Below are 25198 nucleotides of genomic sequence, written 5' to 3' on the forward strand. Positions count from 1 at the left end.
TGCTTTGTTCGCGCCTAGCTGCGCATCGCCTCCACGGGGTCCATGCGGGCGGCCAGCAGGGCCGGAACCAGTCCCGCGAAGATGCCCACCACCGCCGAGATGGCCACGCCGGCAATAGCGTAGAGCACGCTCAGACTAATCTGGAAGCCGGGCAGAAACATATTGATGACTGAGGTGATGGCCACCACCATCACAAGGCCCATGGCGCCGCCGATGATGCACAGGATCACCGATTCGGTAAGGAATTCCAGCAGGATGATGTACTGCCGGGCGCCAAGGGCCTTCTTCACGCCGATCAGGCTGGTGCGTTCCTTGACGCTGACGAACATGATGTTGGCCACGCTGATGGCCCCGACGATGATCGAGAACAGGCCGATGACCAGTCCGATTATGTTCAGCACCCCGAAGATGTTGCCGAGTGCCTCGGTGGTCATGCTCAGTTCGTTCAGGGCAAAATTGTCGTCTTCCCGCGGGCGCAGCTGGCGGTTGGAGCGCAGGATGCCGCGGATATCGTCCTGCAGGCGCTCCAGTTCCACGCCGGATGCCGCCTTTACGCCGATTGTGCCGCCGTACTGGTTGCGCGTCTTGAGGTTGATGAAGCGGGCGGCGTTGTTGTAGGTGACCATGATGGCGTCGTCGAAGTCGAGGGGGTTCACCAGGTCGTCGCCGGCCGGGGCCAGGGTGCCGATCACGCGGTACTTGCGGCCCTGCATCTTCACCTCCTTGCCGATGGGGTTGATGGGCCCGAAGAGTTGCTCGGCAATGGTGTGGCCCAACAGGATGCGGTCGGTGCCGTTACGGTATTCGGTGGTGGACCAGTAGCGGCCGCGGTCGATCTCTATATTGAACAGGCGGTCGAGCTCGTAGGTGGTCACGAAGAGGTAGCCGCCTTCCACGGCTTCTCCCTGGTACTTAAGCGTACGGGTGCCGGGTACGGTCCAGTAGGAGACCAGGTTGGCCGTGGCGAGGTTTTCCTTCAGGGCCTCATAGTCGTCGTGGTCGGGGTAGGGGCGCTGGTAGTATTCCCACCAGTCGTCGCTGTTGTCTTTCCAGGGCCACTTGTCGATGTAAACTACGTCGTCGCCGAGCTTGGCTAGGCTGCCGGAGACTTCCTTTTGCAGCGACTGCACGGCGGAGAGCACCCCGATGATGCAGAAAATGCCGATCGAGATACCGAGCAGCGACAGGAAGGTGCGCAGCTTGTTGCCCGTAAGCTGTTGCCACGCCTGCCGGAAACTTTCCGCTATAACCTTGGAGAGAACCATCCTGTGTCACTTTGAACGGCTAAAATAGCGTGGGGCGCGGCCGCGGGTGCCGGGTTTTCGACGAAAGGCAGGGTGCTGGGGGCAGACGCCCCGTGCTCCGCCGCGGGTACCGGCACTGCCCCGTTGGTCGGACAGCTAATTGTACGGAAACTCTTACCTTTGCGCGCTGTTTCTTGTACACAGCGTAAATAATCATATTCCGGGATGAGGACCAAACTTTCACAATTTAAATTTGAACTTAACGACAAACTCATCGCCAGAACCCCCAGCAAGCGGCGCGACGACAGCCGCCTCATGGTGGTTAACCGCGCTACGGGGGAGATCGAGCACAAGCAGTTTTCCGATCTGCTCGATTACTATAGCGAGGGCGATTCGCTGGTCTTCAATAATACCAAGGTTTTTCCCGCCCGTCTGTACGGCCTGAAGGAAAAAACCCAAGCCCGCATCGAGGTATTTTTGCTGCGCGAACTGAATAGTCAGGCCCGCTTGTGGGACGTACTCGTCGATCCCGCCCGCAAGATCCGCGTCGGCAACAAGCTGTACTTCAACGACAAGCGCGGTAACAACCGCCTCGTGGCCGAGGTCGTGGACAACACCACCAGCCGCGGACGCACCATCCGCTTCCTCTACGACGGGCCCAACGATGAATTTACCAAGGAACTGCACGGCCTCGGCAACACCCCCCTGCCCAAACTGCTGGAGCGGGAGGCCGACAGCCGCGATGCCGAGCGCTACCAGACCGTCTTCGCCAAGGAAGTCGGGGCCGTTGCCGCCCCCGCCGCCGGACTGCACTTCAGCCGCGAAACCCTGATGCGGATGGAACTGGCCGGCATCAAGAAAGCCGAAGTCACCCTCCACCTCGGACTGGGCACCTTCCGCGACATCGAAGTGGAAGACCTCTCCAAGCACAAGATGGACGCCGAGTACTACCGCATCGAGCAACCCGCGGTGAATACCGTCAACGCTACCAAGAAAGACGGCGGACTGGTCTGCGCCGTAGGCACCACCACCCTGCGCGCACTCGAGAACAGCGTCAGCGCCGAGCGTCTCCTGGCCACCAGCGAGGGTTGGACCAACAAGTTCATCTTCCCGCCCTACGACTTCCACATCCCCGATCACCTGCTGACCAACTTCCACCTGCCCAAGAGTAGCCTCTTCATCACCACCTGTGCCTTCGGCGGCATCGACCTCATCCTTGAAGCCTACGCCCAGGCCCAGAAGGAGAAGTATAAGTTCTTTGCTTATGGGGACGCTATGTTGATTGTTTAGGGTTGTGGGTTGTCGGGTTTTTGAGTTTCCCGACTTGCATTTTTCCCTCGCTTCGCCCGGCTCGCGACCTCAGGTCGCGTCATTCGGCTCGTGACCTCTGGTCGCGCCTGATGCAGCCCGACAGGATGTCGGGAACCGTGCGGCACGTGACCTCAGGTCGCGCTTGGTGCAGCCCGACAGGATGTCGGGAACCGTGCGGCTCGTGACCTCTGGTCGCGTTTGATGCAGCCCGAAGGATGTCGGGAACCGTGCGGCTCGTGACCTCTGGTCGCGTAACTCGGCTCGTGACCTCTGGTCGCGCTTGGTGCAGCCCGACAGGATGTCGGGAACCGTGCGGCTCGTGACCTCAGGTCGCGTACCTCGGCTCGTGAACTCAGGTCGCGCTTGGTGCAGCCCGACAGGATGCCGGGAACCGTGCGGCTCGTGACCTCTGGTCGCGTACCTCGGCTCGTAACCTCAGGTCGCGCTTGGTGTAGCCCGACAGGATGTCGGGAACCGCCCGGCTCGCGACCTCAAGTCGCGTTTGAAGCAGCCCGACAGGATGTCGGGAACCGCCCGGCTCGTGACCTCAGGTCGATCCACCGATAATGGCCATTTGGTTACCCGCTCAGCACCTGCGTATTGCGGCTGTTCTATTGCTTTTTAAAAGTCAAGTCCCAGAGAAACGTGGAGCTTCCCAGCCTGGCGGATGCCCGTTTCCACGCCCCAGGCGTAATCCGCGCGAAGGAAATAGCCGAACAAGGTAGTGCGCACGCCACCGCCGTAGCCGTAGACGATGGGTTCGCGGAAGCGACGGACACGGACACGCACGGGGCTGTAGCCACCGGCGTTCTGGTCGGGGTACTCGGTGATGTTAACGGGGTTGTCTTCGTCGAAGGGGTTCTTTCCGGCCCAGGCGGTACCGGTGTCGAAGAAGCCGACGACCTGAAAATCGCGCAGGAAAGCGGAGCGAAGGTTTTCGAAGATATAGTTGAAGATGGGTACGCGCAGTTCGGCGTTTGCCAGCGTGTAAGTGCCGCCGTTGCGAATGTTGATATCAAAGCCCCGTAGGGGGTTAGCCAGGTCCTGAAACACGAACTCCCCGGTCTGAGGCGTAGGGATCGACTGGTTGAAATTGTTGATCACGCTGTTGTCGGCACCCCCCAGGTAGTAAAGCACCTTTTGTTGCCCATAATTTGTTGCCGCCGCGATCCGGAAGGCCAGCACGCTGCGCTTCAGGATGCGCTGGTAGTGCCGGGCGTCGATACCGATGATGCCCAGGATACCGGGATCAAACTGTGCTCCAAAACCCTCGGCGATGGAAATATCGAAGCTCTTGAATACTTCTCCGTACACCTTATACCGGGTGCCCATGCGCAGGTTGGTGCCCAGGTTGATGGTGTTGTCGAAGACGTATTCTAGGCGCAGGCCGACCCGTTCGGTGCTGATGGGCTCGGATTGCAGGGCCGCCAGTTCGGTAGAAAGCGTCTGGACCCGGTCGCGGCGCAAGGTGGCGTAGGCCCGCAGGCTGCGGAAGATGTCGAGGGGGTAACGCAGACCGTACTGTGCCATCAGGGTGTTCTCCTCCACCAGTCGCGGACCGTTGAGGAAGGAAGTGGTGTTGTAGATGCCCTCCTGGGTGCGGCGGTTGCGCCGGTAGAAGGTATAGGTGCGGTCGAGGCGGTGCTTGAGGTCGGAACCGGTAAGGAAATACTCCGTGCCGTTGAAGCTGGTCGGGATGCGGATGCCGCCCGTGATGGTGTAGTCTTCGAGCAGGTCAATGACGTTTCCCTTGATCAGGATGCCCACCGGCTGCTGGGTGTAGCCGTCGGGGTTGGCGGCGAAAACGTTCATGCCGTTGAACAGCGGCTCGTTGTCGACGGTGGTTTTGACGTAGTTCAACCGGAAGGTGGTCCGGTAAGACGTAACGCGGCCGGGGCGGAAGCGGTAGATGCGGTTGAGCTCCGGCACGGGGCGTTCACCACGGAAAATGGTGCCCGCTCCGGTATTGGGTTCCCTACGGCGTTGCTCGCGGGGCGTGCCTACTACGGTCAGGGGCGGGCGGGTCCCCGTAGTGTCCGGAGCGGCTCCAGCGGGCGGCAGGTTGCCGCTGACGGGCGGATCGGACAGGAGATCCTCGGCCGGAGCTTCTTCCACCGGTGGGGGAGTGATGGTGTCCTGGAAGCGGGTCTGAAAAAGGAGTCCCTCGTCGTCGGACTCGATCAGGGGGTTACGCCGGTTGGGTCGCATTACGCGGTCGGGCGCCCCCTTAACCACGTTCGTAAACTGGGGGACGGTCTGCCCCGCAGCCCGGTAACTCCGGCGGCGGTAAGCGGTGGGCGTCAGACTGACCGTGGTTGTCGTGTCGAAGGTAAAGCGGCGGATGAGGGTGGTGCCATCCACGATGAAGCTTTCCAGGCCCACGGGCAGTTTGCTGCTGCCGTCGAGGGTCAGCACGTTCGTGCCGTAGTTGGTGGTGGCCTCCGTGACGGCGCGCTCCTTTATGACGGGGTAGATCGAGATGGAATCGATCAGGGAGGTGTCAAGGGATTCCAGGGTTGAATCGCCGTGCAGCACGATCTGGGTGCCGTCCTCCAGGTAGATACGCTGCTCGTAGTGGTCAAGGTAGTCTTCCAGGTGGGCCTGGTAGCGATTGTAGATGCCGTTGGCGTCGCTGAGGTAGGCGAAGTGCTGGTCGTCGATCGGCGCGGGTTGGCGCTCGTCGGCCAGAGGAGTGTTGGTAATCCGCACCAGCTCGCCCGGCTTGTTCTCCAGATCGTAGTAGAAGAGATCGTAGTGACCGATGGGCAGGAGGGTATCCAGGGGCTGGGCCAGCAGGGAGGTGTCCGGACGGTTACTCGAGAAGACCACGCCGCGGCGACCGCGCACGTTGACGGGGGTGGCGTCGAGGTCGTCCCAGAAATCATTGGTGATCTTCACCGCCTGCCGCGAGGCGGGGTAGTAGGTATAGATGTCCGTGAAACCGTCGGCCATGGCCGAGATCAGAAAGTTGCTGGGGTCGTAGTACTTGAGACTGAGTACCCGATCAAGCCGGATACCGAGAATGTCGGTGGTCGATTTGCCGGTATTCAGGTCGTACAGCAGGAGTTTCGGCTGGTCGCGGAACTCGTACATGATTGCCACCTCTTGGTTGGTGGGCGAAAAATCGATGAGGGGGTAGGCGTAGTCAGTCGCCTGCAGCAAATTGCGCTGGCCGCCCTTGAGGAGCAGCTCGCGTTCGCCGGTGTTCACGTCCTGGAGGTAGACCTTGTACTTGCCGATCTCATTCAGCACGTAGGCGATGCGCTGCCCGTCCGGACTCACCTTCAGCTGCGTAATGGGCAGTCGCTTCTTGTTCTGGATCGTGAGCAGGTCCTCGGTGGGGGTCTGGCGTCCGCGACTGTCCTCGGCGTAACGGTTGCGGTAAAATTCCAGCCAGTTGTACAAGACCGTTTCGTAGTTGCTGCCCAGCACGTAGAGGAAGCCGTTCTCGACCGAACGATTAATTCGGGTCAGGTACAGTAGATTCGAGACGGTGGGCTTCCCCAGGTTTTCGGCGATGTAGTACCAGAAGGAATGACCCGCCAGGCGCGGGTAATCGGCGGCCAGGTCGCTAAAGTCCTCGTACTCCCCCGTCGCCATGAGGTCGCGCAACTGATCGTCGAGTTCACTGGACCAATCCTGCCCGAGGTAGGCCACCAGTCCGGGCTTAAACCAGGTAGGCAGATTAAGCAGGACGGCGTTCTGGACCACTTCCTGGACCGTGGAGCCGTACAGCAGTTGTTCGATGTATACGCTGGCCATGGCCTCGCGCACCTGCCGGCGCAGGTCGGCGTGGTCGCCGTTGAAGTAAACGAAGGCCTTATTGCCGAGAAACTTGGCTTCGGTGCCCGAGATGTAGCTGGTGTTGGTGCGCAGCGACTGGTTGCCGGTCAGTTCGAAGACCTCCTCGTTGCCGATGTTGCTCTGCTTGACGTCCGTGATGTCGCGGTAAGTGATCAACTGCACCTTCTGGTTCATCCGGCTTTCCAGCATCTTCTGGATGTAGGCGAAGTCGTATTCCGCCAGCTGTACGACTGCCTGACCGACGCCCTGGTTGTTCCCGTACCAGTAAGTGACGAAGTTGTCGGATTCGTACTTCTCCCACTCCTCGAAGTCGTCGTGGTACTGCACCCGGTTCTTGCCGAACTCCACGCGGGAGGTCTGGGCCGGAAGATCGGACAGCACGAAGCAGGCCAGGAGGATAAAGAGTAGACGCATCAAGGGTGACCTTTAAATCAATCTCCCGGTACGGGGCACGGGGCTGCGGCAGCTCCGGACCAGCGGGAAGACAATGGTAAGGTCAAGATAACGGAAAAGGTGAGGATTGGTTAGCCTACTTCTCCAAGTACTGAGCGACCATCTCCTGTACGACATCTTTGAGGTACATCTTGCGCTCTTTGGCCTGCTCCTTGAGGGTGACGAGGTGTTCCTTGTTGAAGATGAGAGTCACCCGTTTGGTGTCGGGTTTGGCCGGCTCGGTGGGCGCGGCGCGGTCCTCGTCCTGCACGGTGGAGCGGATCAGGTAGTCCAGGCCGGTACGGCGGCGGGGGGTCTGCCGATTGGCGGTGGTACCGCCGGCGGCGGCGCGGCGTTGGTCGTCGCTGAGGAAGACGTCGAGGTTCTGGGTGAAGTTCTTACTCGAGATCTTCTTTTGGGCCTTCTTGGTCCGTACGGGCACGCTTACCTCTACCGCTTCCTCGTCCTCCTGCGTGGCGGTGTCGGTACCCGTGAGGTAATTGTCCTCGAAGAGTCCGGATAGGTCGTCGGTGAAGCGTTTCTTAGCCATTACGGGTTACTTGACGGGGGTCGTAGCGGGTTGGTCTTTCTTGCGGGCGCGCAGGTGGATGGGATTTTCCGTCCGATCAATGATTTCCTTGCAGAGCTTGAGGTAATCCTTGGCACCGTGGCTCGACCGACTGTAGGTGAAAATGTCCTGACGGTTGGCCGGAGCCTCCGCTAGAGAAACGTTATCCCGGATGTAAGTTTCGAAAAGCAGGGGGCCGAAGTATTTTTTTATGGTCTCCACGACGTCCCGGTTGAGGACTTTCCGCTGGTCGTACATCGTAGCGAGTACCCCGCTTATGTGGAGCTCCTTGTTGAGGCGCAGCTTGACTTTCTGGATGACCTGCTTGATCTTGGCCAGGCCCTGCATAGCAAGGAATTCGGTCTGCAGGGGGATAATCACCTGCTGGCTGCTCGTCAGGGCATTCAGGGTGAGCAGACCGAGGCTCGGCGGGCAGTCGATGATGATGAAATCGTAGTCCTCGTCAACGGCGGAGAAGAGTTCCCGCAGGATAAACTCGCGGCCCGCTTCGTTCACCAGTTCCATTTCGGCGCTCGACAAGTCGAGACTGGAGGTTACGACCTCAAAGCCCGGTTTGATCTCGAAGGGTGCCAGATCGGATTCCCCCATCATACTCTCGTAGATGGTTACGGCTTGCCGCGGAATGCCGAGGCTGAGCGTGAGGTTAGCCTGGGGATCCAGGTCGACCAGGAGTACGCGCTTGCCGAGTTCGACGAGTCCGGCTCCGATGTTGATGGCGCTGGTGGTTTTTCCAACGCCGCCTTTGTGGTTCAGTAAGCTTAATACAGTTGCCATGCCAGGTGCTTGGTGTGGCCGCGAAGGTAGTGAATTAAAATAGAATTCGGAGGTAGGTTGCCCTGGCTTCTGTCACCTTTATTACCAGAGCGTGAAGGCTGTAAATCAGGCGGAAAGCGAGTCTTTCACCACTCTGCGACCAGTAATAGAATACCGGAAGGAAATTGATAAAACAATTTGTATTTATAATTTAGTTTCTCTACATTTGTTGTGCACCGGCTGGCTGTTCCTTCCCAACAGTTCCCCTTCTTCCGCACCAATGCCGCCGGGACTGCTCCAATACTTTCATAGACGCGTTGCCCCGCCGTGCCCCGGTACCGGACGGATCCGGGATAGCCTGTCCATTAACCTTCATCTGCCCCCTTTTAGTACCCGGGGTGGAAAGGCCACCGGCGTGGGCGGTGGTGCGGCCGGTGGGGGGACGTCAGCGCGGCGGTGGCCGGGTGGGTTCTCCCACCCACTCTGAGGAGCCGTGTGTCCACCGTCCAGGGCTGGGGTGCGGAACGCAGATGCTATATTATTTCCGGAGGTAACCACTCTGCCGTGGACGGCAATTGAAAGGGTGGGCGGGGCCGCAGGTGCAGAGTCCCCGGCTTCGATGCCGACTGCCGTGGCTGTTCTCCTCAAAACATGGCACCCGCGTTCGCGCCCTGCAATTCGGAGCTCCGTGAACCCCCTAAATGATATGCGCAATAATTCCCGCGACGCAACCGCGACACCCCAGGGACAGCCGGCCCCACACCTGCCCCGCCCGGAACCGGATGCACGTTTTGCTGTTGAACCCCCGCAAGGCCGGGGGTATCTTCCAGCGGTTCCGCCCACAAAATAGCAGTATGGAATACATCATTATCGCCCTCCAACTTATCGTCGGACTCAGTATCCTGAACGTCTGGCTGGTGCAGAATCAGAAGGCCACCCGCTGGCGCGGCGGCGACGCCACCACCCTCGTAGAAGAGTTTCAGGCTTACGGCCTGCCGGTCTGGTCGGTGTACGTGGTGGGTGTAATTAAGGTGGTCCTGGCGCTCCTGCTCATCGCGGCCATCTGGTACCCGGCGCTGCGGTTCCCCGCGGCCATCGGGCTGGCCGCCATGCTCACCGGCTCCGTGCTGATGCACCTCAAGATCAGCGACCCCCTGTACAAGTCCTTCCCCGCGGCGCTGTTCCTGGTGTTGTGCCTGATCATTGCCTTCGTTCCCGGCAGTTGATCCCGGCTGGAGGGGCCGCTCGAAGCCAACTTTACTCACCAACGGCCGGCGTAATGGACGGCCAGGTACAGGTTGAGTGCGGCGTAAAGAAAGGCGGGCGTGGCCGCCCAAAGGCTGTCGCCGATCTTCATCCGAACGCCGAATCCGTACGCCATCATCAGGCACAGCCCGGTGGCGGCGGCGAAAGCGAGCAGGGGCATTAGCCAGAAACCAGCGATGAGGCCCGCACCCCCCAGCATCTGCAGCACCCCGGTGAGGGGCCGCTCGCGGTCGTGCCCGTAACGGATGAACTCGCTTTTCATGTAGGAGGACGTCAGGCAGCTCGCCCCGAAGAAGAGGAAGGATACCCCCGAAAAATAAGTGGCGACGGCAGGAAGGTCCATAGGGGAGAATTGGGGAGGGGGAAGAAATCCGATCAAACAACCGGCCGCCAGGTGGCTGCCTAATGCCAAATACCCAGATGATGTTGCAGTTACACGACCCGGGAATCAGCCAGGTCCGCCGCGCGATCGGCTACCTCCTCTCGTTTCTGCCCTCCCTGGCGGTGCTCGGCTCGGGGATGACGAAGTTCTGGCCCGACAATGAGATCCACGCGCTGCTGGCCCAACTGGGCATGGGCGAGTACGCCATAGCTATCGGACTGACCGAAATCGCCTGCGTACTGCTCTACTGGATCCCGCGGACGAGTAACCTTGGCTTCTTTCTCTTCTGCTCCTACGTCGGCGGCATCACCGTGGCGGAGCTGATCCTGGACCAGGTACCCTGGCCGGGACTGACGATCGGTGCCATGATCTACGCGGGTACGCTGCTGCGCAAGCCTTCCCTGCTGGGTTAGTCCCTCGCATAATAAAGCACCTCAGTCGTCCACCGCCGCGCCGACCAGGAGGCGGAACTTCCAGCCTGTTTGGTCCTTGGAGGTGCCCTGGGTCTGCTTCATCAGGATGCCGATAATCTGCTCCTGCGGATCGGCGAAGTACTGGGTGTTGAAGTAGCCGCCCCAGTCGAAGGTACCCTCACTGCCGCGGCCGCCCCGGCCCTGACCGGTTTCGTCCACCACGCCGAAGGCCAGTCCGTAGTAGGAGCCGGGGTTCAGCAGGTCGCCCACCTGGTTAGCCATGATGCTCTCTACGGTGGTGCGGCTGAGCAGGCGGGTGCCGTTCAGCTCCCCGCCGTTGAGGTACATCTGCAGGAAGGCGGCGTAGTCCTCGGCCGTGCTGGAAAGTCCCGCCCCGCCGGAAAAGAAGCGTTGGGCGCCGGTCACCGGGTAATTCGGATCGTAGAAGGTGGTGGGGTAGTTCTCCCATCCGTCGTCCGCGGGCCGCTGAATGGCCACGAGGCGGTCGTGCTTGCCCTGGGGCAGGTAGAACCAGGTGTCGTCCATGCCCAGCGGCTCGAAGATGTGGTTGCGAAAGTATTCGTCCAGCGGCTCCCCTGACATAACCTCGATGAAGTAGCCGAGTACGTCCAGCCCCTCGCTGTAAGTGTACGCCGCACCGGGATCGTGGTGGAGGGGCAGGGCGGCCAGCTTCAGCACGCTCTCCTCGATGGAGATGTCCTCGGTGGTGAAGAGATCCGTGACCCCTGCGTCCGCGTAGATCCGCTTGAAGCGCGGGTCGCCGTCGATGACGCCGTAGCCAAGTCCGGAGGTGTGGGTGAGCAGGTGGCGGATGGTGATGGGCTTGTCAGCCGGACGGGTGTCGTAGGTACCGTCCTCGTACAGGGTATCTAGCACCTGCGCGTCCGCGAACGCGGGGATGTACTTGCTGATCGGGTCGTCGAGTTGGAAGAGCCCCTGCTCCCACAGCATCATCACTGCGGTGGAGGTGATGGCCTTGGTCTGTGATGCGATGCGAAAGATGGCGTCCCGCTCCAATTCCCGCCCGTCGGCCGCGGCCGTGCCAAAGGCCTGGTGGTAGACGATCTTCCCGTTGCGGGCCACCAGCGCTACGGCCCCGGGGACCTGCCCCTCCGCGATAGCCTCCTCCAGCATGGTGCCAATACGTGCCAGCCGCTCCTCCGACATCCCCACGCTGGCCGGATCGGCGGTGGTGAGCGGGGGAGACTGCTGTACGGAGGGCGTCTGGGCCAGGAGGCTGAAGGCCATCAGGCAGGAGAGTAGGAGGAGTAGTGGGCGGGGGTGCATGGTCGGAACGGAATTGATTGCACCGAAGATAAACGGATATGCTTATTGAGTCACCTATGCTTTACCCCCCCCCCGATTCGTCACCGCTACTACGTCGTACATGCACAAGGTGTGCGGGGGCGCGGGTTCCGGGCTTTCCCGGTTGTGCCGGCCTGTGCCGGAGAATCCTCGCCTAGGGCCGCCCTGGTGGAACCCCGGACTGGAGCGGACCCTTCGAAAGCGTCAGTGGAACCCTCCAAATAAACAAGCGAGATGTGATCTCATTCAGCATTGCGGCATACTGGAAGCATGCATAGGACTACCGATTGAGGCGTACGCAGTGACAAATACGGAGACCGGTACCCTGCCACTCTAGCTCAGTCTGGCCCATCACGACCCCGGCGGTGCTTAATAATCCGGTGAAAGCCAGTTAAATAGATCGTATATTAAGAGAGCTATTGCATACCAATCCTCCGGGTCAACCACATCCGCTGGGAACACCGCCATGACCATTTACACTGAAACAAGACATTCACCATGAACATCACACCAATTTCACTCCTTGCCGGCATGTTGCTGATCTCCCTCGTTTCCTGCAATGAACCGGAAAGGGAAGAAGCCCAGGCCCTAGACATGAACGAGCTCAGAGCGGAAATCCAGGCGATGGAGGACGCTTACGCCGAAGCCCAAAACGCCAAAGACCCGGATGGGGTAGTCGTTTACTACGCCGACGATGCGGTAAGTATGCCTAATAATCAGCCAACGGTTAGCGGGAAGGCAGCCATCCTGGACCAGGTCAGGGCGGATATGGCCAGGGATACCGCGGGCTCTACCACCACCTTCCAGGTCACGGACATTAAAGCTTCGGGCGATCTCCTCGTAGAAGCGGGCACCAGTACGACAACCGACGCCGCGGGCAACGTCACTACGGGGAAGTACGTCTCCGTATTCGAAAAACGGGATGGGAAATACGTGTGCATCCGGGACATCTGGAACACCGATGCTCCTGAAGCTGGTAGCGAGTAGTCTGTTACCATACTTTCACTCCCTCCTGCTACGAGCTAGGGCACGACAATTAATTTCTCAGCGTGAGCAATTGGCATATGGATTCTTCCCGGTTGTACGCCTCCCCTAAGCCGCGACCAGTGGAAAGTAGAAATTGTCGTTTGCGTTTTCGTAGGCTCCGGGGCTTTACTAGCCAAGGATCTGGGGCGACCGGTCATAGTTTAGATTACTGACCCGTCCTGGATCTGCTCGTTGAGCCCTTCCAGTGAGGCGAACCTGTTCTGGTTCATGCACTCCAAGCGCAAGGGTTTGTTCAGCCGTTCGATGTGTCCGTTTTGGCTCGGTCTTCTCGGCTGGATGTGCCGGAGTTCTACGGCACGGTCGTCAGCCCACTGGCGCACATTATGGCGAATAAATTCCGGACCATTATCGCAGCGGATATAGTTTGGGTGGGGGAGTGCCGGCGTCGACCTGGCCCAGGATCTCGAGGCGCTGGGAGGGGGAACTAGCTTCATCGCACGGTGAAACCACTGTGGGAAGGTGAACTAATTTAGGGTTAGTTCTACCACAAAGTGGTCGCGGGGCACGGACACAGCCAAAAGCCCACTCAATACCCCACCACCACCCGGGCCACCGTACCCGGGGCGGCGCCCGATGACCAGTGGAGGAGATACACCCCGGGGGGCAGGTCAGGAAAGGTGAGCCGCAGGGGATTAGCCGAGGCGGCGGGGAAGCGGCGGGCCCAGACGGTGCGGCCGAAGTGGTCGGACAACCGCAGGGCGAAGGGGTGGTCCGCATCCGGCAGCTGTACGCTGGCCGCGCGGCGCGTCGGGGTGGGGAACACCCTCAGCTCGGGGCGCCGGAATTCGTTGTCCACCGCGCGGATGCGGCTGTAGATGTTGGCCCCGTCGGCGGCTTCCCCCCGGACCCGATAGTAGGAGGTGCCGAAGTGGGCGTTCGGGTCGAGGTACTCCCGCTGCAGGATGAGCGCCCGCGGCAGTTCGCGGACAGTGGTGAATACGGCCTCCACGTCCAGGCGGCGCTCCAGCGTCCAGCGGTATTCACCACTGTCGCTTTCCTCAATTTCCCAGCTCAGGGTCACCGTGGTGGCGTTGTCGCGGGTAGCTTCCAGGGCAGTGATACGAAGGGGGAAGGGGGGCGGGGCTTCGGCTGCGACCATACAGCCCGAGGCGTTTTCAAAGGTTTCCGACAGCGGGGCAATGGAGTACCCACCCACTGCGTAGCCGGATACGCTGCTGTATTTAACGGCAAAGGCCGAGGGGGTCTGGCCGTTGGCCGTGCCGGTATACCCCCCGTAAGCCAGCAGCAGAGCGTAACAGAGCAGCCGAGTAGTCCTCAGGTTCATCCTCCGTTACCGGTTTCGAAGTCGTAATAGGCAGTATGGGTTTTTCCCACCGCCCCGGTAGCCGGGTCAATCTCGTTTACCGTCATTTCAATCCGGGAAGGACTAAGGGCAATCACTTCCTGCCCACGCTCGGTTCCAACTCCTCCGGTGTCGTAGAGTGAAATGATGACGTTGTCCAGCACATACTCCACAAAAACGTTGGACGGGCCGGATTGGGATAATTGTACCTGTTGGAGTTTTATTTGGAGGTGCACCTCACCCAAAACCGCACTCTTGAAAAGGTAAGGAGAAGATATGTCGACTTGCTTGCCTAACCGGATGGTGCACAAGGATGGCCGCGAGGCATCCCTGGGCCCGCCGGTGGAAGGATCGGATACGGTGGTCTCCGTATTCCAGGAGAAGTCCTGAATTTCTATTAGGTTTTCGTACCCAGTCGTGGTTGATGTCCCTTTGATCCCCGGGATGTCCAGGTACATATTTGTGGACTGGGCCGTCAGGGATAATGGTGCAATCAGCACCAACAGGGGGAGACCCCATCGGAGAAAGGCGAGTGGAAACATGGTATGCGTTGTTCAATAGTGCTGAATTGGCTGCTGCCCGGCGGGTGGCAGGCTCTCAAATACTTGTCAGGGTAAGTGACCCACGCCCTGCGGGAGGGGGCGGTAATTCAGCGGTCACCGGTGCGTGTACCTAAATATAGGGTTTTTTTCAATGTGACAACTCACAAATTGTGCCGGACCTGGCTGAGCATCCGGTTTGCCCACTCCCGTCACGCAGGTGTGTTGCCTTACTCCTCCACGTAAAAGCCCATCTTCCCCATCTTATAATCCCGCATGGCCTCCATGATTTGGGTCTGGTCGTTCATCACGAAGGGGCCGTGGCTCACGACGGGCGCGCCGATGGGTTCCCCGCCGAGCACGAGGACGCGGGCGGGATTGCCAGCAGTATTGGTTAGGTGGATGCCCGTGCCGTCATTGCGGTAGTGGAGCAGGGTGCGGGCCGGGTTCTCGAAGCCGCTGCTGCCGGCCACCCCGCCGTCGAGCAGGTAGGCAGCCAGGTTGTAGGATTCCGGTACGGGCAGGTCCACGGTTACGCCGGGGGGCAGGGTCAGTTGCCACGCCAGTATGGCATTGTGGGTTTGCGCGGCACCCGCGAGCCCGCCAAAATTACCGGCCACGACACGCAGTTCCGCGCCATCGCCCAGCTCCACCTGGGGGATGGTAGCGGCCTTGATGTCCTGGTAGCGCGGCTGTACCATCTTGTGGTCGGGCCCCAGGTTTACCCACAGCTGGATACCCTCCAGAGTGCCGCCGGATTCCATGAACTCCTTGCTGCCGCGTTCGCTGTGGATGATGCCCCGGCCCGCCGTCATCCATTGTACGTCGCCGGCGCGCAGGTGCCCGGTATTGTCCCGGGAGTCGCGATGGCGGATCCCGCCCTGGTAAAGGAACGTGACGGGCTCAAATCCGCGGTGGGGGTGCGGACCAAGGTCCAGTGGATCGCGGCCCCCGGCCTCCACCTCGACCGGACCGAAGTGGTGCAGTAACAGGAAAGGGTCGATCTGGTCCACCCGCTGGGTAGGCAGGGGCTGATAAACCGTAAGCATGCCCATCTGCAGGGGATGACCAGAAAGGACGTTGGCGACGGTGCGGTAGGTCATGGCGTAATCGTTGTAGGTACATTAATAACGCTGCGGGGTTTGCCGCGGTTGGGGCATCTGCAAACACCTTGTTATAGTGCCGCTCAAGCCTTATTTTACGGAAAGCGCTCTAGCCGAAATTACCAAACACCTAGTCATGTCCTCTCTCTTTTCCCTTTTACCGCTTTTGCTGTGCATGGGCTTGTGTTTCTTCTCCTGCGACGATCCAGAGGCGGTGCTGCCGGTCTCGGGCGTGGACGCGGAAACGCTGGTGGAGAACTATAATGCCAACATTGGCGACCAAGAGCTAGAGGAGGCCAGGGCTTTTTGCGCGATTGGTACCGTATCGGAGGTGGAGTTCAAGCCGCGGTCCGACGGAGACGAGGTCCTGCACTTTGTCTTTCGCGACGATGACCTGGAACGGTCATTCACCTTTGCCCTGGAAGAAAAACTGGATTTCCCGGAAGAGATTGACCGCGCCAAAGTGGTCTTTCTGGGCCATCAGATGATCGTGGCGGATCTGGATGGTCACTTCTACGTCCACTTGTACGTACCGGAAGCGGCGGAGGATAACTTGCTGCCGGGCCTGCCTTACGTGGAAGGTAATGGACTGGGCGTGGCTACGGAGGAGGAGCCCGTGCTTCAGGAAAGCTAGTCTTCCCCGAATCCTTCCATGCCGTCGCGCCAGTTCCAGATCACCAGGATCCAGTTGCGGCCGTCGGCGGAGGTAAAGCGGTCCAGTTCCTCAAACCCGACGCGCTCGTGGACGTGCTGCGACCGCGTATTACGCGCGTCGATGGCAGTGACGCAGTAGGTGTACCGCAGGTGGTAGCAGGCACGCAGGTACTTGTACATCCGGTCGGGCAGCCGGAGGCCGCGGGCCTCTTCCGCTACGCAGATCTGTCCCATGATGATGTATTCACTTTCCCCGAGAAGTTGGCCGCGGTGCATGAGGCTGTCCTGCCGCTGGATCAGAAAAGTCAGGGCCGGGATGTCCTCGCTGAAGTCGCGCGTCATGGCCAGGCAGTAGCCGAGGACCTTGCGTTCACGGATGGCGATCACCGAGGCGGCGGCGGCGGTCATGCGCTGGAGCAGGGGCAGGTCGTGCGTAGCCGTGACGAAGCCCTGGGCACTGGCGGTGTCCGCATCAACGCTCTCGATCAGGTTGGCGCGCTGGAGGGCAAGGATCTGCTTGAGCTGGTAGTCCTTGCGGGCCAGGGTGATTTTGATAGGCGCTTCCATGGGGGAAGGTTAAAGGGGTAAAGGGGTTAAGGTATGGCGCTGCTCGCCTTAGGCTCGTCGCCACCGTCTTCCGACGAATCCTTGGCGCCTAGCGCAAAGTTCGTGACGACTGGTGGGATGCAGCCTCCCTAAAATAACGAAGGATTGAAGCGCCTTTCGGCTAGTCTTCAATCCTTCGTCAAGTTGGGGGTCGGTAATGGGTTTACTTACCCAGTACGCGTTTTACGGCGGCGACCACGTCCTTGGTGCCTAGGCCGTACTTCTCTAGCAGTTCTTCGGCTTCACCGGATTCGCCGAAGGTGTCGTCGGTGGCAACGAACTCCTGGCGGGTGGGGTGGTGCTTGGCGAGGCATTCGGCGATGGCGCTGCCGAGTCCGCCGTACTTGTTGTGCTCTTCGCAAGTGACTACGGCGCCGGTCTTCTTGGCGCTGGCGATGACGGCTTCCTCGTCGAGGGGCTTGATCGTGTGGATGTTGATCAGGTCGACGCTGATGCCTTCCTCGGCGAGCTGGCGGGCTGCTTCGACGGCTTTCCAGACCAGGTGGCCGGTGGCGAAGATGGTCACATCGCTGCCTTCACTGAGGTGCAGGGCTTTTCCGATCTCGAACTTGGTGTCCTCGGGGATGAAGATGGGCCAGCTCGGGCGGCCGAACCGTAGGTAGACCGGACCGTGGTGTTTGGCGATGGCCTGGACGGCGGCTTTGGTCTGATTGAAGTCGCAGGGGTTGATGACCGTCATGCCGGGCAGCATGCGCATCATGCCGATGTCTTCCAGGATCTGGTGGGTGGCTCCGTCCTCGCCCAGGGTAAGGCCGGCGTGGCTGGCGCAGATCTTGACGTTCTTGTCGCTGTAGGCGATCGACTGGCGGATCTGGTCGTAGACGCGGCCCGTGCTGAAGTTGGCAAAGGTGGTCGTGACGGGAATCTTACCCGCGGTGGCCAGACCGGCGGCGACGCCCATCATGTTGGCTTCCGAGATGCCGCACTGGATGAAGCGATCGGGGTAGGCATTGATGAAATCTTCCGACTTCATGGAGCCGCGCAGGTCGGCGGTCAGCATTACAACGTTGTCGTGCTGGTCGCCGGCGGCCTTAAGTCCGGCGCCGAAGCCGTCGCGGGTGGCTTTCTTGCCGGTGGATTGTAATTTATCGAGGGATAGCATGCGCTAGGATATTCTTGGGTGATGATTGAAAAGCGAGCCGGAAACGAAGCGCCGGCCTGGGGACTATGTGCCTAAAGAACTAAAAGCCTAAAGACCTACTCATATTCCTTCAGCGGGAAAGTCGCCCAGCGTCTCCTCCAACTGGTTGAGGGCGGTTTCGGCCTGTTCCTTGCTCGGAGCCTTGCCGTGCCAGTGGTGGGAGCCCATCATGAAGTCGACGCCCATGCCCATTTCGGTTTCCATGACGATGCAGGTGGGTTGTCCGTTGCGCTTGGTCTGGACCTTCTTCAGGGTGGTAACCACTTCCTCCATGTCGTTGCCGTTCATGTGAAGCACGTCCCAGCCGAAGGCCTTGTACTTGGCTTCGAAGGAACCCATGTACATCACTTCCTTGGTGGGGCCGTCGATCTGCTGGCCGTTGTCGTCAATGATTAGGACCAGGTTGTCCAGTTGCTTATCGGGGGCGAAGAGCGCCGCTTCCCAGATTTGCCCTTCCTGGTGCTCACCGTCCCCGGTCAGTACGAATACGGTACGGTCGTCGCCGTTCATCTTTTTGGAAAGAGCCATGCCGCAGGCTACGCTGACGCCCTGTCCGAGGGAACCGGATGCGACGCGTACGCCGGGCAGACCTTCGTGGGTGGTGGGGTGCCCCTGCAGGCGGCTGTCGATGGCGCGGAAGGTCTTGAGCTCTTCCACCGGGAAGTAGCCGGCACGGGCAAGGACGCTGTACCAGACCGGAGAGATATGGCCGTTGGAAAGGAAGAAAACATCTTCGCCTTCCGCCTCCATATTGAAGGACGGGTCGTGCTTCATCACCTCGAAGTAGAGGGCTACCAGCAGATCGGCATTGCCGAGGGCACCGCCGGGGTGGCCGCTCTGGCAGAGGAATACCTCCCGGATAATGTCGCGCCGGACCTGGGAAGCGATTTTCTTTAGTTCTTGGATGTCTGCCATGTATGGAGTATGGTTTATGTAAAATGCCGGTTACGGCAAGGAGTCGCGAATTTAGGTATTCCAAAAGGATGAGGCCCCCTTTTGTTCCCTGCACGGCGTTACGAATCGGCCCCGCAGGTACGACGGCTAAGGCTCGTCCCCCCAAAGCGGCCCTGAAAGGGACGCCCCCTTACCAGCGAAGTTAATTCCGAGGGCACCGAGGAATGGGCTTCGCGGACATAACGTCAGTTTCCCTCAGCAGCCCGCCCAAGCGGCCCTGAAAGGGACGCCTCCGACTTAGCGAAGTCAATTCCGAGGGCACCGAGGAATGGGCTTCGCGGACATAACGTGCCCCGAGCCCCCCAAACCCCACCCCGCCCCCCGGCGTTCGCATCACCGTAACCCTCACCCATGCAAAACGGCCGACTGCTCGCCGAACTCAGGAAACACTATGCGGCGCACCTGTCCGACTACCTGCAGTGGGCGGCCGAACAGGAGTATCCCCTGGCGGAAGCGCGCCTCAATTACCGCCGGGCCCTGATCGCCTGGTACGAGGCCAGCAAGCGGTCCGACGACCCTTATACAGGTGACGTATTCACCTACCTTACGACCATCGCCGAGCGGTACTTCACGGGGCAGAGCGTCCGGACGGGCGAGTTTCCGCTGGGGGAGAGTCCACTCGATTACCTCCCCAAGACCATCAAACTCGATGAGCCGGGCCGGGAACTACTGAAGCTACTGAACGAGCGAAGCGACTGCCGGGAATTGCTCCTGCTGGCCGATTACCACGAACTGGAGCCCCACGTCATCGCCCGCGTCCTGGACCGCGAGGACGAAGCCGAAGAAGTAGCCGCCGATATCGCGTCCTGCCGCCGGGCCCTGGAGACGGACTTCTCCGGCGGAACCCTGCTGTACACTCCGGTAATCACCGTGGCCGGACGACAGGACCTGATGGAAACACTCGGTCGCGAGCCGGCACCAGCGGAGGAGGTTACAGCACCCGCGCCGCCGCCGCCCCAGGCCGTAAAATTATCTCCCCGCCAGCGCTGGAAACTGAACGCCCCCACGCCCGGAATCGTGCTGGCCGGCCTCCTGACGGGCATCCTGCTGTGGCTGGCTTACGATACGTTCTACGCGCAGGCGAGTCCGGAAGGGCTCTATGCCACCTACTTTACTCCCTACCCGAACCACTTTGCCACCACGCCACCCACCACGGCCGAAGAGCGCGACCTGAACCAGATCCTCACCTACTACGACCGCGGCGACTACCGCACGGCCTACGAAGAATTGCTGCCCACGGCCGATGCCTACCCCGCCGCACCCCTTTACCTGGGCGTAAGTGCCCTGGCACTGGATGATCCCGCCCGCGCCCGACAGTGGCTGGCCCGTCTGCCGGTCGACAGCCCCTTCCACGACGCCGCCCGGTGGTACGATGCCCTGGCGGTGTTGGCCCTCGGCAATCGCCCCCAAGCCCGGACCCAGCTGAAACGGATCGCGGACGATCCTTCCCACCCCTACCGGCAGCGGGCGGTGGAGTTGCTGGGCGAATTGTAAATTCCATCCGGAGGCTGCTCCCGGAATCGGAGGGTCGCGCCGCCACATTTCCGTCCTGCCGGTGCTTTTGCCACCGGCCAAAAGTCCACCCTATGACCTTCAATGAACTGGAACGCCGCGTCCACCTGCTTACCCGCCTGACTACTCTGTTGTTTCTGTTGCTCGCGGGGGTTCTGCTCATTGCGGCGGGGCCCGTCAAGACCGTTTATTTCGGAGAGTTAGCGGCCCGGGTGGTGGAAGCCGACACCCTGCGGGCGGATGTGGTAGTCACCGGCCGGCTGGATGTGGTGGAGCCCGACGGCAGCCTGGCCCTGCTGGCGGCCAATTCCGTCCAGATGCCGGGGGTGGTGATCGGTGGCGATACGGTCACTACCCGGGGCGGCTCGGCCGGACTTATCTTCTTCTATAAAGGCCACGAAGTTGGCGGACTGATCTACCGCCTCGACGATCACCGGGAGGAACCGTACGCCTTGGGCCACCTATCCCTGGACCAGTACCGGCACGACCAGGTGGCCCTGATGCAATACGAGGGGTACGGGGAGCGGCAGCGCGCCGGCTTCTACGTGAACGACCGGTCGACGGACTTTGACCTCTACGACTACAAAGCCCTGCTCGATTCCACGGCGCTGCTGCCGGAGCAGGAGCGGCAGGCCGTCCTGCAGGGCTTTAAGGCCCGGGCCGACGCGGGAGAATTCGGCGGCCGCCGGGTTGCCCTGGAAAGCAACCGGCGCATGGCGGCCCTGCGCCTGAGCGACTGGAAAAGCCAGGAACGCCTCCGGGCGGTGGTGGATTCGGCGGGCGCGGCGCGGATCGAATTCCTGGATGCGGAAGGGAAGGTCATCCGCGTAATATCGGCGACGGAGTAGGGCGCTGAAAGGATCGTCCGCCAGCCTGCACGCCGCCCCGTAATCCGTACTTCCCTACCTTCGCGCCCATGAAACCGTCCATCCCCAAAGGCACCCGGGATTTCCTGCCCCACGAAGTGCGCCGGCGCAATTACATCTTCGACGTGATCCGTCAGCATTTCCACCGCTACGGCTACCAGCCCATCGAAACGCCGGTGATGGAAAACCTCTCCACCCTCACCGGGAAGTACGGCGAAGAGGGCGACCGCCTGCTCTTCAAGGTGCTCAACAACGGCGATTTCCTGCGCAAGGCCGACACCGGCGACCTGGCCGCCCAGGACAGCGACGCCGTGCTGCCGCAGATCTCCAAGCGCGGACTGCGTTACGACCTCACCGTGCCTTTCGCGCGCTACGTGGTTATGCATCAGAACGACCTGGCCTTCCCCTTCAAGCGCTACGCCATCGCCCCGGTGTGGCGCGCCGACCGGCCGCAGAAGGGACGCTACAACGAGTTCTACCAGTGCGATGCCGACGTGGTGGGCTCCGATTCGCTCCTCTACGAGGCCGAACTCACCCAGCTGCTCGACGAGGTCTTCGCCGCCCTGGGCCTGAAGGCCGTCATCCGCCTCAACAACCGCAAGATTCTGGCCGGCCTGGCCGAGATCGCCGGACACGCCGACCGCATGATGGACATCACGATCGCCATCGATAAACTCGACAAGATCGGGGAAGCGGGCGTGGAAAAGGAGCTCCTGGAACGGGGCGTGGACGCGGGTGCCGTACAAGTAATCAAGCAATTCCTCGGGGTTACCAGCCTGGAGAAGGTAGCCCCCCTGCTGCAGGAAAGCGAGATCGGCCGGCGTGGCATCGCCGAACTCCAAGAGGTATTCGACCGGGTGGGCAGCCTCACCAGCCGAGTGGAATTCGACGTCACCCTCGCCCGCGGACTCAACTACTACACCGGCTGCATCTACGAAGTGGCCGTGGACACCGACGCGCACCCCACCATCAAGATGGGCAGCATTGCCGGGGGCGGCCGCTACGCCGACCTGACGGGCATCTTCGGCGGCCGCGACCTGCCGGGCGTGGGCATCAGCTTCGGTGCCGAGCGCATCTACGACGTACTGGAAGAGCTCGACCTCTTCCCCGCCGACGCCAGCGAAGATCTGCAATACCTGCTCGTTTGCCTCGATGACGAAAGCCTTGCCCACGGCTTTGATGTACTGCGCCTGCTCCGCCAATCTGGGCAAAACGCCGACCTCTATCCCGAAGCCGGCAAACTGGGCAAAATGCTCAAGTACGCCGACCAGCGCAATGCACCACGGGTCATCATCATCGGCAGCCGCGAAGCGCAAACCGGACAATACTCCGTCAAGCATATGAAGACCGGGGAGCAGGAGACTGCCTCATTGCACGAGCTTCTTGGCAGGTAGGGGATTTTCCCACGTGGCGTGTGGGCGGTCTGGTGCCTCCACCCTTTGGGTGGAGTAATGATTAGACGGATCGGTTTAGGTGGTATCCCACGCGGCGCGTGGGCTGTTCGGCTTGTTACGCGGCGCGTGGGTTACGCGGCGCATGGGTTGTCCGGCTGTTCATGTAGCGCGTGGGTGGCCCGGAGCCTCCACCCGCCGGGTGGAGCAGTGGTTAGGTGGATCGGTTCAGGTGTTTTCCCATAGGGCGTGCGTGCCGTCATGTCGGTGACCCGCTACCGAAAAACACAAGACCCCCGGTGCATTCCCTAAGGAGCACCGGGGGCCTTATACTTTCGATTAGGAGGGCTGTTGCCTAGCGGTCGGCCACTCCCTTCTTTCCTTCGAGGCGGATCATGTCCTCGACGATGTTGACGGCTTCGCGGATGTAGACGTCCTTGCTGACGCTCTGCTTGAAGTCGTCGTTGCGGGCCGTTTTGCTCTCGTCGGCCAGAATAGGCTCCAGGTCCACTTGGAGGTTGAGCACGCCGGGGTTCACCACGTCGTCGAAGAGGTCGTCGTACATCTCCGCTTCGGTGCGGGCGGCGCGTTGCATTTCCTCGAACTCCGTCAGGCTAAGGGGGTAGGTATTGCGGTCGCGTTGCCGCTTGACCCGGCGGGCGTTTTCTTCGATGCGATTAAAGGTGGAGCTGGCACTCACGCGGCGTTCGCTGCGGGCTTTGAGCGAGTCCATATTCCGGATGCGGTAGATGTCCTGGCTGTAGTCAGCCGGATCGATCTCCGACCAGGCCAGGGGGAAGATCTGCTCCTTCTCGCCGGTTTCGAGCAGCGAGCGGCTGTCGGGCAGGACGATATCGGGAGTCACCCCGCGCAGCTGGGTGGAGCCGCCGTTAATGCGATAGAATTTCTGCATCGTCAGCTTGACGGTACCGAGGGGCTTCACGTCGTTGTGGCCGGCGATGGTGCGGTCCATGTCGATGAAGCGCTGTACCGTACCCTTGCCGAAGGTGGAGTTGCTGCCTACGATCACGGCCCGACCGTAGTCCTGCAGCGCGGCGGCCAGGATCTCACTGGCGGAGGCGGAGTACTGGTTAACGAGCACCACCAGGGGGCCGTCGTACTGGACGCGGCGGTCTTTGTCTTTCAGGATTTCCTTGTCCATGCCGCGGCCGGCTACCTGTACCACGGGGCCTTCGGGGATGAAGAAGCCGGTCATATCCACCACGTCGCGCAGCGATCCACCGCCGTTGTTACGCAGGTCAAGGATGATGCCATCGACGTCCTGATCCTTCAGTTTTTCCAGTTCGGCCTCGACGTCCTTGGCGCTGAAGCGACCGTCGGCGTTCTCGAAGTCGGCGTAGAAGCTGGGCAGGGATATGTAGCCGATCTTTTCGTTGCCCTCCTCGTCGTCGATGATGAGCGACTTGGCGTAGGTCTCGTCGATGATGATCACGTCGCGCTCGATGGAGATGTCCTGGATCACGCCGTCCGGCTTGCGTACTTTCAGGTGTACGGTGGTTCCTTTCTTGCCGCGGATCTTGTCGACCACGTCTTCCAGGGGCATGCCCTTGATGTCGACCAGTTCCTGGCCGTCCTGCCGCACGCCCATGATGACGTCGTCTTCCTTGAGTTCCTTGCCCTTCCAGGCCGGTCCGCCCACCACGATGGAGGTGACCTTGGTGTATTCATCGTCGGTTTGTAGCGTGGCGCCAATGCCTTCCAGGCGGCCGCTGAAGCGGATGTCGAAGGACTCTTTGTCCTTGGGCCGGAAGTAGCTGGTATGCGGGTCGAATACGGCCGTCATGGCGTTGAGGTACTGGCCCTCCTTGATGCTCGGCTTCATTTCCCGCATCCGCTTGAACCAGTCGTGGTAGCGTTCGAGGATCTTGCCGCGGTATTCCGTTTCGAGGCTGTCGAGGCTGGGGAACTCCTGGCCGGTGGTGTCGCGTTCGATTTCTTCGCGCTTTTCGACGATCTGGTTGATCACGTCGCGCTTCATGTAGTCGTGCCAGTACTGCTTCAGTTCGGCGTCGCTGGCGGCCCAGGGGGAGGTTTCGTCGCGGTCGGTGAAGGTGCCTTCGGCATCGAGGTCAAAGGGTTCGGCGAGAATCTCCTCGTACCACGCCTGGGTCTTGTCGAGGGCGGCCATCCAGCGTTCCTGTACCAGGTTGTAAAAGGTGAACTCCCCGGCCTTGCTCTGATCGTCGATTTCCGTGCGGTACTTGGAGAAGGCGGCAATGTCATCCTGGGTAAAGAACAGGCGAGCGCCGTCGACGTCGTTCAGGTACTGGTCAAAGACCCGCTCGGAAAATTTGTCGTTGATGTCGACCGGCTGGTAGTGATAATTCTCCAGGTTGGCGAGCATGGTGCGCAGGATCACGGAGGGCGCATCACCGGGGGGCACCTGGATCTGATGCGTCGGCAGGGTAGCCGCGATCAGGGCAAATACCAGCAGGAGGGCGGAGAAGAGCAGGTGGGCTCTCGTTTTCATAGATTTTCTTTTAACAACTCCGCCAGTGGACCCTGAATTGTTGGGTTTGT

Annotated in this window: 22 protein-coding genes; 8 read left to right on the forward strand and 14 right to left on the reverse strand. The window is 60.8% G+C overall.

Annotated features, from left to right (window positions below):
• Positions 1 to 14: 14 nt before the first annotated feature.
• Positions 15 to 1265, reverse strand: a complete 1251-nt coding sequence (locus E4021_RS13410) for an ABC transporter permease (RefSeq protein ID WP_136459880.1) — start codon at positions 1263 to 1265, stop codon at positions 15 to 17.
• A 204-nt stretch (positions 1266 to 1469) separates the two neighbouring features.
• Between E4021_RS13410 and queA the strand changes: the two genes are divergently transcribed.
• The gene (gene queA / locus E4021_RS13415; RefSeq protein WP_136459881.1) at positions 1470 to 2534 is read left to right on the forward strand and encodes a tRNA preQ1(34) S-adenosylmethionine ribosyltransferase-isomerase QueA; all 1065 of its coding nucleotides are present in this window, start codon (positions 1470 to 1472) and stop codon (positions 2532 to 2534) included.
• 642 nt (positions 2535 to 3176) lie between these two features.
• On the opposite strand, the gene E4021_RS13420 is transcribed toward queA, so the two are convergent.
• From E4021_RS13420 to E4021_RS13430, 3 genes are all read right to left on the reverse strand, one after another.
• Positions 3177 to 6773, reverse strand: coding sequence for a hypothetical protein (locus tag E4021_RS13420; protein WP_136459882.1), 3597 nt, complete (start codon positions 6771 to 6773; stop codon positions 3177 to 3179).
• 115 nt (positions 6774 to 6888) lie between these two features.
• Positions 6889 to 7341: a hypothetical protein gene (locus tag E4021_RS13425; RefSeq protein WP_136459883.1), complete on the reverse strand. Its 453-nt coding sequence runs from the start codon at positions 7339 to 7341 to the stop codon at positions 6889 to 6891.
• A gap of 6 nt (positions 7342 to 7347) precedes the next feature.
• Positions 7348 to 8154, reverse strand: a complete 807-nt coding sequence (locus E4021_RS13430) for a ParA family protein (RefSeq protein WP_136459884.1) — start codon at positions 8152 to 8154, stop codon at positions 7348 to 7350.
• An 833-nt stretch (positions 8155 to 8987) separates the two neighbouring features.
• On the opposite strand from E4021_RS13430, the gene E4021_RS13435 reads away from it, so the two are divergent.
• A complete protein-coding gene (locus E4021_RS13435) occupies positions 8988 to 9359 on the forward strand; it encodes a DoxX family protein (RefSeq protein WP_136459885.1) in 372 nt (123 codons plus the stop codon).
• A gap of 35 nt (positions 9360 to 9394) precedes the next feature.
• Here E4021_RS13435 and E4021_RS13440 read toward each other — a convergent pair whose 3' ends face one another.
• On the reverse strand, positions 9395 to 9742 hold the full coding sequence (locus E4021_RS13440; protein ID WP_136459886.1) for a DoxX family protein: 348 nt from the start codon (positions 9740 to 9742) through the stop codon (positions 9395 to 9397).
• A gap of 77 nt (positions 9743 to 9819) precedes the next feature.
• Here E4021_RS13440 and E4021_RS13445 point away from each other — a divergent pair, with 77 nt between their 5' ends.
• Positions 9820 to 10194, forward strand: coding sequence for a DoxX family protein (locus tag E4021_RS13445; protein WP_168797601.1), 375 nt, complete (start codon positions 9820 to 9822; stop codon positions 10192 to 10194).
• 21 nt (positions 10195 to 10215) lie between these two features.
• On the opposite strand, the gene E4021_RS13450 is transcribed toward E4021_RS13445, so the two are convergent.
• Entirely contained in the window at positions 10216 to 11502 is a 1287-nt protein-coding gene (locus tag E4021_RS13450) for a serine hydrolase domain-containing protein (protein WP_136459888.1), read from the reverse strand.
• Between the two features lie 516 nt (positions 11503 to 12018).
• Here E4021_RS13450 and E4021_RS13455 point away from each other — a divergent pair.
• A complete protein-coding gene (locus tag E4021_RS13455; RefSeq protein WP_136459889.1) occupies positions 12019 to 12507 on the forward strand; it encodes a YybH family protein in 489 nt (162 codons plus the stop codon).
• A gap of 200 nt (positions 12508 to 12707) precedes the next feature.
• On the opposite strand, the gene E4021_RS18425 is transcribed toward E4021_RS13455, so the two are convergent.
• From E4021_RS18425 to E4021_RS13475, 4 genes are all read right to left on the reverse strand, one after another.
• Positions 12708 to 12887, reverse strand: coding sequence for a transposase (locus E4021_RS18425; RefSeq protein ID WP_246050303.1), 180 nt, complete (start codon positions 12885 to 12887; stop codon positions 12708 to 12710).
• Between the two features lie 206 nt (positions 12888 to 13093).
• Positions 13094 to 13852 carry a hypothetical protein gene (locus E4021_RS13465; RefSeq protein ID WP_136459891.1) on the reverse strand — a complete coding sequence of 253 codons (759 nt, stop codon included), beginning with the start codon at positions 13850 to 13852 and terminating at the stop codon, positions 13094 to 13096.
• Entirely contained in the window at positions 13849 to 14412 is a 564-nt protein-coding gene (locus E4021_RS13470) for an Hcp family type VI secretion system effector (RefSeq protein ID WP_136459892.1), read from the reverse strand. The genes E4021_RS13465 and E4021_RS13470 overlap by 4 nt, the downstream gene beginning before the upstream one ends.
• Positions 14413 to 14639: 227 nt before the next feature.
• Positions 14640 to 15512, reverse strand: coding sequence for a pirin family protein (locus E4021_RS13475; RefSeq protein ID WP_136459893.1), 873 nt, complete (start codon positions 15510 to 15512; stop codon positions 14640 to 14642).
• Positions 15513 to 15648: 136 nt separating this feature from the next.
• Here E4021_RS13475 and E4021_RS13480 point away from each other — a divergent pair, with 136 nt between their 5' ends.
• Positions 15649 to 16146, forward strand: a complete 498-nt coding sequence (locus tag E4021_RS13480) for a hypothetical protein (protein WP_136459894.1) — start codon at positions 15649 to 15651, stop codon at positions 16144 to 16146.
• Here the strand turns inward: E4021_RS13480 and E4021_RS13485 are convergent.
• The 3 genes from E4021_RS13485 to E4021_RS13495 form a co-directional block, all read right to left on the reverse strand.
• The gene (locus tag E4021_RS13485) at positions 16143 to 16733 is read right to left on the reverse strand and encodes a GNAT family N-acetyltransferase (RefSeq protein WP_136459895.1); all 591 of its coding nucleotides are present in this window, start codon (positions 16731 to 16733) and stop codon (positions 16143 to 16145) included. The two genes, E4021_RS13480 and E4021_RS13485, sit on opposite strands and share 4 nt — an antisense overlap.
• A 202-nt stretch (positions 16734 to 16935) precedes the next feature.
• Positions 16936 to 17895, reverse strand: coding sequence for a transketolase family protein (locus tag E4021_RS13490; protein ID WP_136459896.1), 960 nt, complete (start codon positions 17893 to 17895; stop codon positions 16936 to 16938).
• A gap of 99 nt (positions 17896 to 17994) precedes the next feature.
• A complete protein-coding gene (locus tag E4021_RS13495; RefSeq protein WP_136459897.1) occupies positions 17995 to 18849 on the reverse strand; it encodes a transketolase in 855 nt (284 codons plus the stop codon).
• Positions 18850 to 19239: 390 nt separating this feature from the next.
• On the opposite strand from E4021_RS13495, the gene E4021_RS13500 reads away from it, so the two are divergent.
• The 3 genes from E4021_RS13500 (at position 19240) to hisS (ending at position 22660) form a co-directional block, all read left to right on the forward strand.
• A complete protein-coding gene (locus E4021_RS13500; RefSeq protein WP_136459898.1) occupies positions 19240 to 20382 on the forward strand; it encodes a tetratricopeptide repeat protein in 1143 nt (380 codons plus the stop codon).
• A 92-nt stretch (positions 20383 to 20474) separates the two neighbouring features.
• On the forward strand, positions 20475 to 21248 hold the full coding sequence (locus E4021_RS13505) for a hypothetical protein (RefSeq protein ID WP_136459899.1): 774 nt from the start codon (positions 20475 to 20477) through the stop codon (positions 21246 to 21248).
• Positions 21249 to 21316: 68 nt separating this feature from the next.
• Positions 21317 to 22660 (forward strand): histidine--tRNA ligase, encoded by a 1344-nt coding sequence (gene hisS / locus E4021_RS13510; RefSeq protein WP_136459900.1) that lies wholly within the window; start codon positions 21317 to 21319, stop codon positions 22658 to 22660.
• Positions 22661 to 23012: 352 nt separating this feature from the next.
• Here hisS and E4021_RS13515 read toward each other — a convergent pair whose 3' ends face one another.
• Entirely contained in the window at positions 23013 to 25148 is a 2136-nt protein-coding gene (locus E4021_RS13515) for a carboxy terminal-processing peptidase (protein ID WP_136459901.1), read from the reverse strand.
• Positions 25149 to 25198 lie beyond the last annotated feature (50 nt).

The sequence above is a fragment of the Neolewinella litorea genome (genome assembly GCF_004803465.1).
GTDB lineage: Bacteria > Bacteroidota > Bacteroidia > Chitinophagales > Saprospiraceae > Neolewinella > Neolewinella litorea.